This window comes from Acidovorax sp. LjRoot204 (assembly GCF_056175785.1).
The window spans coordinates 1-7,075 of the sequence record NZ_JBGFFF010000189.1; the positions used below are offsets into that span (position 1 = coordinate 1).

The 7,075-nt window shown below is 60.2% G+C and carries 3 protein-coding genes, 1 tRNA gene and 1 pseudogene; all 5 read right to left on the bottom strand.

What is annotated here, in order from left to right; translation table 11 throughout:
* Nucleotides 1-1,542: pseudogene (locus AC04MI_RS21890) on the bottom strand (hypothetical protein); the annotation flags it as partial.
* Nucleotides 1,543-1,948: 406 nt separating this feature from the next.
* Nucleotides 1,949-2,908, bottom strand: a complete 960-nt coding sequence (locus AC04MI_RS21895) for a hypothetical protein (protein ID WP_476498689.1) — start codon at nucleotides 2,906-2,908, stop codon at nucleotides 1,949-1,951.
* Between the two features lie 985 nt (nucleotides 2,909-3,893).
* Nucleotides 3,894-3,969: transfer RNA gene (locus tag AC04MI_RS21900), tRNA-Thr, on the bottom strand.
* A gap of 11 nt (nucleotides 3,970-3,980) precedes the next feature.
* The gene (locus AC04MI_RS21905; protein ID WP_476498690.1) at nucleotides 3,981-4,988 is read right to left on the bottom strand and encodes a class 1 fructose-bisphosphatase; all 1,008 of its coding nucleotides are present in this window, start codon (nucleotides 4,986-4,988) and stop codon (nucleotides 3,981-3,983) included.
* 23 nt (nucleotides 4,989-5,011) lie between these two features.
* A partial coding sequence (gene pepN, locus AC04MI_RS21910; protein WP_476498691.1) for an aminopeptidase N occupies nucleotides 5,012-7,075 on the bottom strand: 2,064 nt, incomplete at its 5' end.

Below are 7,075 nucleotides of genomic sequence, written 5' to 3' on the forward strand. Positions count from 1 at the left end.
TGCGCGCACGATTGTCAGTGCCGCGCCGATGAACTTAATGCGGTCCCGGCGAACCTCATCGAGGAGGTTGGGACGTTTGTAGACGCGCGCAGCGGGTGACTCCATGCCGGGATCCAGATGGATGCAGATGCAACGCCGCACCATGTCGTCGATCGGACGGACGTTGTTTCCGCTCGAAAGAAACAGGGTCTTTGTGGGCACTACGACGGTGCGGGATTGTCCAAGCTGGCGGCCTTCGAGGTATTCACTGGTCAGCGCACTGCACAGCTTGTCGAACGGCCGCAAATCAGTGGTGAGATTGTCAAACTCGACTACCGCGGGGGCTTTCATCAGCTGCGACAGAAGCAGCTTGTCGCAAGCATCGTTGCTGCGCGGGAAGGCAACCGGCGATCCAGGCGTAGCCGTCGCAAAGGCACTGATCAACTGACACAGAAACGACTTCCCAGAGCCGGGCTGATGGGCCATGACGTGAAACATGGGCGCATGCGGAAGGCTTGGCCGAACTGCGGCGGTCAGCAGCGCAGAAAGAGCTGCAGAACGATCCACCAAGGTCGCAAAAGCACACTCGGAGAGAAGCTCGTCCAGAGTGGAAAGTGCGCTCATTGCGTCATCACGGTTGGGATGTTCCGGGACGGAAAAGCCACCCGCGTCGAACATGCCCAAAATGCGGGTGTGAGGGTCATATCCGGGGGCGGACCGGACGGTGGAATCGGCTCGAAGAAATGGCTGGCTGACGATACCGTTCAGGACCGGGAGCCGACCAAACTTCCACGATTCGGCGAGAAGCCTGCAGATCCGGGGGCATGGGTCGATGGCCATCCATTCGCCTTTGCGTTTGTCGAAACGAGACCATTTACTGAGCCCGGCGAAGGCCACTACCAGGTCTTGACCGGAAAGTTCGCGGATGTGATGCCTGCTCACTGCGGGTTCAAACCGGACGCTGACGATGCGATCGCCTCGTGAATAGTAGTCACCGGCATCCGCCAAAACATGCTCCGCAGAAGCGAGCGTCTTTTCCAGCTCACCAGCCTTCACCTCGATGATCGGAAGGTCCCGCGGAGCGCAATCAGCTTCTGAAGACCCTGTTAAGGCCACATCTTTCTTACCCACGCCCTTGTCATGCGAAACATGGTCCTCGCCCTGAGCGATGGTCGAGCTGGATACCGGAGATGCTGAACGCCCAGGGCACGCATCGTTCAGTCCCAATTCGTCCAGCAGCTCTTGCAAACGCGCCTCGTCTTCCTCGGGGGTCGTATCGGGAGGGAAGAGGGACACGCCGGTGGCGAGACCCTGGGCCAACAAGACTTCCTGCGCCGCGTCCTCTGCAACGCCAGCAGACTCATCCGGTCCATTGCGGGCCTCGTTGTTCTCGGTCTGGAGCGTGTAGTGCGACAGGGCATTCTTCGCGCCGGCCAGATCGTCGATAACCGGTTCTTGGTTTACCTCAACTTCATCATCTGGCGGGAAGTACGACACGTCTGGCTCGACCTGTTGGGTTTCGACATCCGCGATAGGTGACTGATCAAAGGTGGTTTCGTTCATTCCAATGTGTTCTTTGTATGGAGATGCAGAGGGGCTGCGAATGATGAGAGGACGCCCGAATCAGGCCCTGTTGGAATACTGGTCATCGTTGGTTGCTGGAGCACATCCAAGGATGCTGCGGAGCGTTGCGACGGGCCAGGCAAGCCTTCCGTTGACCCGCTTGGGGCGGATAGGTCCATCCTCGTAGCAAGCCCACGCGCGGAGGGTTTGTGGCCGGCGGTTGAGGTGATACGCAGCTGTAGCGGTATCCACCACGGTTCGGGTCTCCATTTCGAGAGGTGTGGCTGTGTTGTGAGTCAGCATGTCGAACGAATTTCTAAAGGTATTTAGGAGGAGTAGGGGAGGGCAGACGAGGCGGTGATGCTGTCGCCCTCTTGGTGCAAAAGAAGAGGTTGTTTGGTTAGTATCAGTAAGTCATAGCTGACTTAACCAATGCAGCGGGAAGCCGCATGGATACTGGTCTTCTCGTGTTTGGGAAGATCAGAAAACGCACGAATTTTTCGTCACTGAAAGTGCGTTCGAGGCGCCCCAACGCTTGGCCGATCCTGTTGTTCAGCTCTGTGTCGCGTTTGAAAACCAGGTCGGGTTTCTGACGCTCGCCGCCAGGCAAAAATGCACCCACTCCGATGCGCTCCCAGTGCGGCAGATCGAACTCCCCTTGCTTTGAGTGCAAGAGCTCGAGGAGGCGGCTCCTGCGAGATTTCCGCACCTTCCTACGCCTCGATCCGGACACGTGGGTGAAGTACGGCATGAGCGCCTTCCGGAATTTGAAGCCCAGAAGGTCCTCGATGGTGGAGAGGCCGTGATGGTCCAAGCCCACCATGCCAATGCGGACCTCGACGCGAATGCAGTGCTTAGCGGGGGGCAACGCCTTTCCATGGTCGAACCGCTTGTAGTAGGACTTGACCTGAACGCCATCGTTGCGGTGACCCATGAGCAGTTGCGCGTCAGGGCCTGGCACCCGGCGGTTGTATGGGATGGTTTTTTTGAGGGACGGGTCGTAGGCACCGCGGAAGCCGCTGTTCGTGCCATCGATGAAGACAGGCTTGAGGCCCTTGACGACGAACTCGGTTGTGAAGGCGGTGAGGGCAACGTGCTGCTGTTCGGCTGACAATTGCTTGGCCGTGCGAATGTCTACCCTGACTTCCAGCTCGTCAATGAAAGCCCCGGGGAAGATTTTGGCGAGCTGGACAACATCTGCTGCCGTCGCGTCATGGACTGTCAGCTTGCCAGGTGCGCTTTGTGGCCAGATCGCTTTGCCGTCAAGCGGCGGCAGAGTTTGCTTCTGCAGGCACCTGAATTTCACGTAGTCGATGCCCGAAGCGAACCTGTAGGCGCTCAGGGCTGGAGAGGTCTTGAATGTCATTTTGTCCTTTCGTTGCTGCCGGCTGCTGGCCGGTGAAAGGACTGTCGAGGACGATCTTAGGCCGGAGATTCAAAGTAAGACCTTACTTATTTCTCCCTCGCTACGCTGAGTAAACGATCGTGGTTACTTAGGCTTCCGTGGCTTTTTCGGACTCAAGCCATAGCGCTTGGCCAAGTGCTCAGAGATCTGATCGTCTCTGTGTAGAGTATTTGGCAAGCCTCTCTTGCATGCTAGTTCCCAAAGGTAGGGCTCGTAGTTTATGAAGCGCCTTCTCCCTGTCCTAGCCATCAAGTTGTAGACCGAAGTTCTTGTAGTTGGTCGTTGAATCCGCTCCTCCAGGGCGAGCTGCGCGACCTCGACGAAACTCATTTCCACGTGTCGGAGGTGATCCGGTCCCCTGTACACGCCTAGACGCCATCCGGCATGACGGTGGATATACCTTTGGCAGACTTCCTCCATGAACGCGTCCTCCTCGTCAGCAGGAATCAACTGGTTTCTGGAGCCGCGTCTAGGTTTCTCCGCGTCAGTGTGCTGCGTGTTCTGGATGAAGTTTTGCCGTTCTTTCGCAACCCATGTCGCTGACCGGCCGACCAAGGATGCGGTTTCACTAAGGCTCAGACCATGCAGGACGGGCAGCATGACTGCAAGTGCCCTGCGGAGCTCGGTGGCAGACTCCGTCGTCCTGGATGCGTGCAAGGCCCGCTCAATATCTTCGGGCGAACCACTGGGCTTTCTGCTCATGCCGAAATCGAGGGTTGTGAGTTTGGTTGATGGGGAGCGTTTGGCGGGCGCAGATTCGTCCTGGGGGCCGGAGCCAGGCAGACGACTATTCCCGAGTAATATTCTCGGATTTTTCCCGTGCAGCCCTAGGTAAGTCGCTCTCGATTGGTTGAAAACCCGCAGACGTAGTCTGTAAACAGTCTGTAAGAGACCAAAAACGAAAAACCCCGCTATCTTAACGATAGCGGGGTTTCTTTTACTGACTTGGTGCCGGAGAGATGAATCGAACACCCGACCTTCTCATTACGAATGAGCTGCTCTACCGACTGAGCTACACCGGCKWAGCCTYGGATTATAGCGTGGAATGATAGCTGGTCACGCGCTCAACCTCATTTTTTGAGCCGAGGATCACGCTGACGCGCTCATGGAGCTGGGTGGGCTGGATGTCGAGGATGCGTTGCTTGCCATTGGTGGCAGCGCCACCGGCTTGTTCTACCAGCCAGCCCATGGGGTTGGCCTCGTACATCAGGCGCAGCTTGCCAGGCTTGTTGGGCTCGCGTTTGTCCCACGGGTACATGAAGACGCCACCACGGGTCAGGATGCGGTGCACATCGGCCACCATGCTGGCGATCCAGCGCATGTTGAAGTCSWTGCCGCGCGGGCCTTCCTTGCCSTGCAGGCATTCGTCGATGTAGCGCTTCACGGGCTCGTCCCAGTGGCGCATGTTGCTCATGTTGATCGCGAATTCTTTGGTGTCCTCGGGGATGCGCACGYTCTCCTCGGTCAGCACGAAGGAGCCCTGTTCGCGGTCGAGCGTGAACATGGCCACGCCATCGCCCACGGTGAGCACCAGGGTGGTCTGCGGGCCGTAGATGCAGTAGCCCGCCGCCACTTGCTGGGTGCCGGGCTGCAGGAAGTCGCCTTCCTCCACGCCACGGTCGCCATCGGGCTTTTTCAGCACGCTGAAGATGGTACCGATGCTCACGTTCACGTCGATGTTGCTGGAGCCGTCCAGGGGATCAAACAGCAGCAGGTATTCACCTTGCGGATAGCGGTTGGGCACCAGGTAGATGCCGTCCATTTCTTCCGAGGCCATGGCGGCAAGGTGACCGCCCCATTCGTTGGCCTCGATCAGCACCTCGTTGGCGATGATGTCTAGCTTTTTCTGGATCTCGCCCTGCACGTTTTCGCTGCTGGCCGTGCCCAGCACGCCGCCCAGTGCGCCCTTGTTCACGGCGTGGCTGATGCTTTTGCAGGCGCGGGCCACCACTTCCAGCAGCAGGCGCAGTTGCGAGGGAATGAGTCCGTCCACCCGTTGTTGTTCAACAAGGTAGCGGGTCAGGCTGATGCTTTTTGCCATGTCAGTCTCTTCTCGGTCGTGGTTTATTCGGCGAGTGCGCGGGTCACTACCTCGCGCACGTCGTTGGACAGATCAGGCTTGGCGGCCACGCGAGCAATGGCCTCGCGCGCGGCGCTGCGCCAGGGGTCCGCAAGCTTCTTCCAGCGGTCGAGCGCGCGCGCGAGGCGGGCCGCAACCTGCGGGTTGATGGCGTCCAGCTCGATCACGCGGTCGCTCCAGAACACGTAGCCCGCAGCGTCCGACCGGTGGAACGCACCGGGGTTGGCGCTGCAGTAGCTGAAGATCACGCTGCGCGCCCGGTTGGGGTTCTTCAGGCTGAAGTCCGGGTGCTGCATGAGCTGGCGCACGGCGGGCAATACGTTGCCGCCACGGTCGGGCGCACCCGCTTGCAGTGCAAACCACTTGTCGATGACCAGAGGCTCGTCCTTGAACAGCGCATGGAAGCGGGCGAGGGCCGGTGTGGCCAGTTCGCTGCCGCTGGCCACCAGGGCCGTGAGGGCATTGAACCGGTCGGTCATGTTGCCCGCGACCTTGAAGCGCTGGTACGCCTTGCCAGGCCAGACCACATCGCCTGTCTTCTGCGCGGCAATGCACAGCATGTGCAGCGCCAGGCCACTGAGTGCGCGGCGGCCGGAGGAGACGGGGTCGGGGCGATAGCCGCCGGTGTCCTGGTTCTGTTCCCAGACGGTTTCCCAGTCGGCCTGCAGCGCCAGTGCCAGCTCTTCGCGCATGGCTTCGCGYACCRSGTGSAYGCGCTGCGGGTCSACCACRTCSAGCTGCTCGGMGATGTASGTYTCSGARGGCAGCGTGAGCACCAGTTCCTTGAAKGCKGCATCSAGSKYSGGGTTGCGCAGCACGCTGCGCATCGCCTCTACAAACGGTGTCGACAGGATGGTTTGCTCAAATCGGCCAGTAGCGCCGGTTGTATATGCTTCATTAGCTATTGTATTAATAGCAATTCGCAGTGCCAGGCGCTGCCCAGCTTCCCAGCGGTTGAAAGCGTCGGCGTCGTGCGCCAGCAGCGTGAGCAACTGCGTGTCGGTGTAGTCGATGTCCAGCACCACGGGGGCACTGAACCCGCGCAGCAGCGATGGCACAGGCTCGCTGTCCAGGTTGGTGAAGGTGAGGGTCTGCGATGCCTCGGTGAGCACGACCACGCGCGAGGTGGTGTGGGCTGCGCCTTCACCTGCGAGGTGCAAGGGCAGGGCGGCACCGGTGGTGGCATCGATCAGACCCAGTTCCACCGGGATGACGAAGGGCAACTTCTCGCTTTGGCCGGGCGTAGGGGCGCAGCTTTGCGACAGCGTGAGTGCATAGCAGCGCGTGGCAGCGTCGTAGCGGCCCGTGGCACGCACGCGGGGCGTGCCGGCCTGGCTGTACCAGCGCTGGAACTGCCCAAGGTGCTGCGTGAGCGGGCTGCCCGGGTTGGCATCGGCTATTGATCGCACAAAATCGTCGCAGGTCACGGCCTGGCCGTCGTGGCGCTCGAAGTACAGCTTCATGCCCTTGGCAAAGCCTTCGCGGCCCACCAGGTTGTGCTGCATGCGCACCACTTCCGCACCCTTTTCGTAGATGGTGACGGTGTAGAAGTTGTTGATCTCGACGTAGCTGTCGGGCCGCACCGGGTGGGCCATGGGGCCSGCGTCTTCGGGGAACTGGGCGGTGCGCAGCACGCGCACGTCCTCGATGCGCTTGACGGCGCGGGCGGACGGGCTGCCCGCCAGGTCCWKGCTGAATTCCTGGTCGCGGAAGACSGTGAGGCCTTCCTTCAGSSWGAGCTGGAACCAGTCGCGGCAGGTSACGCGGTYGCCSSTCCAGTTGTGGAAGTACTCGTGGCCCACCACGCTTTCGATGTTGGCGAAGTCGGTGTCGGTGGCCGTGGATTCGCTGGCCAGAACGTACTTCGTGTTGAAGATGTTCAGGCCCTTGTTCTCCATGGCGCCCATGTTGAAGTCGCTGGTGGCSACGATCATGAAGCGSTCCAGGTCCAGCGGCAGGCCGAAACGGGCCTCGTCCCAGGCCACGCTGTACATCAGCGAGTTCATGGCGTGTTCGGTCTTGCCCAGATCGCCGGGGCGCACGTAGAC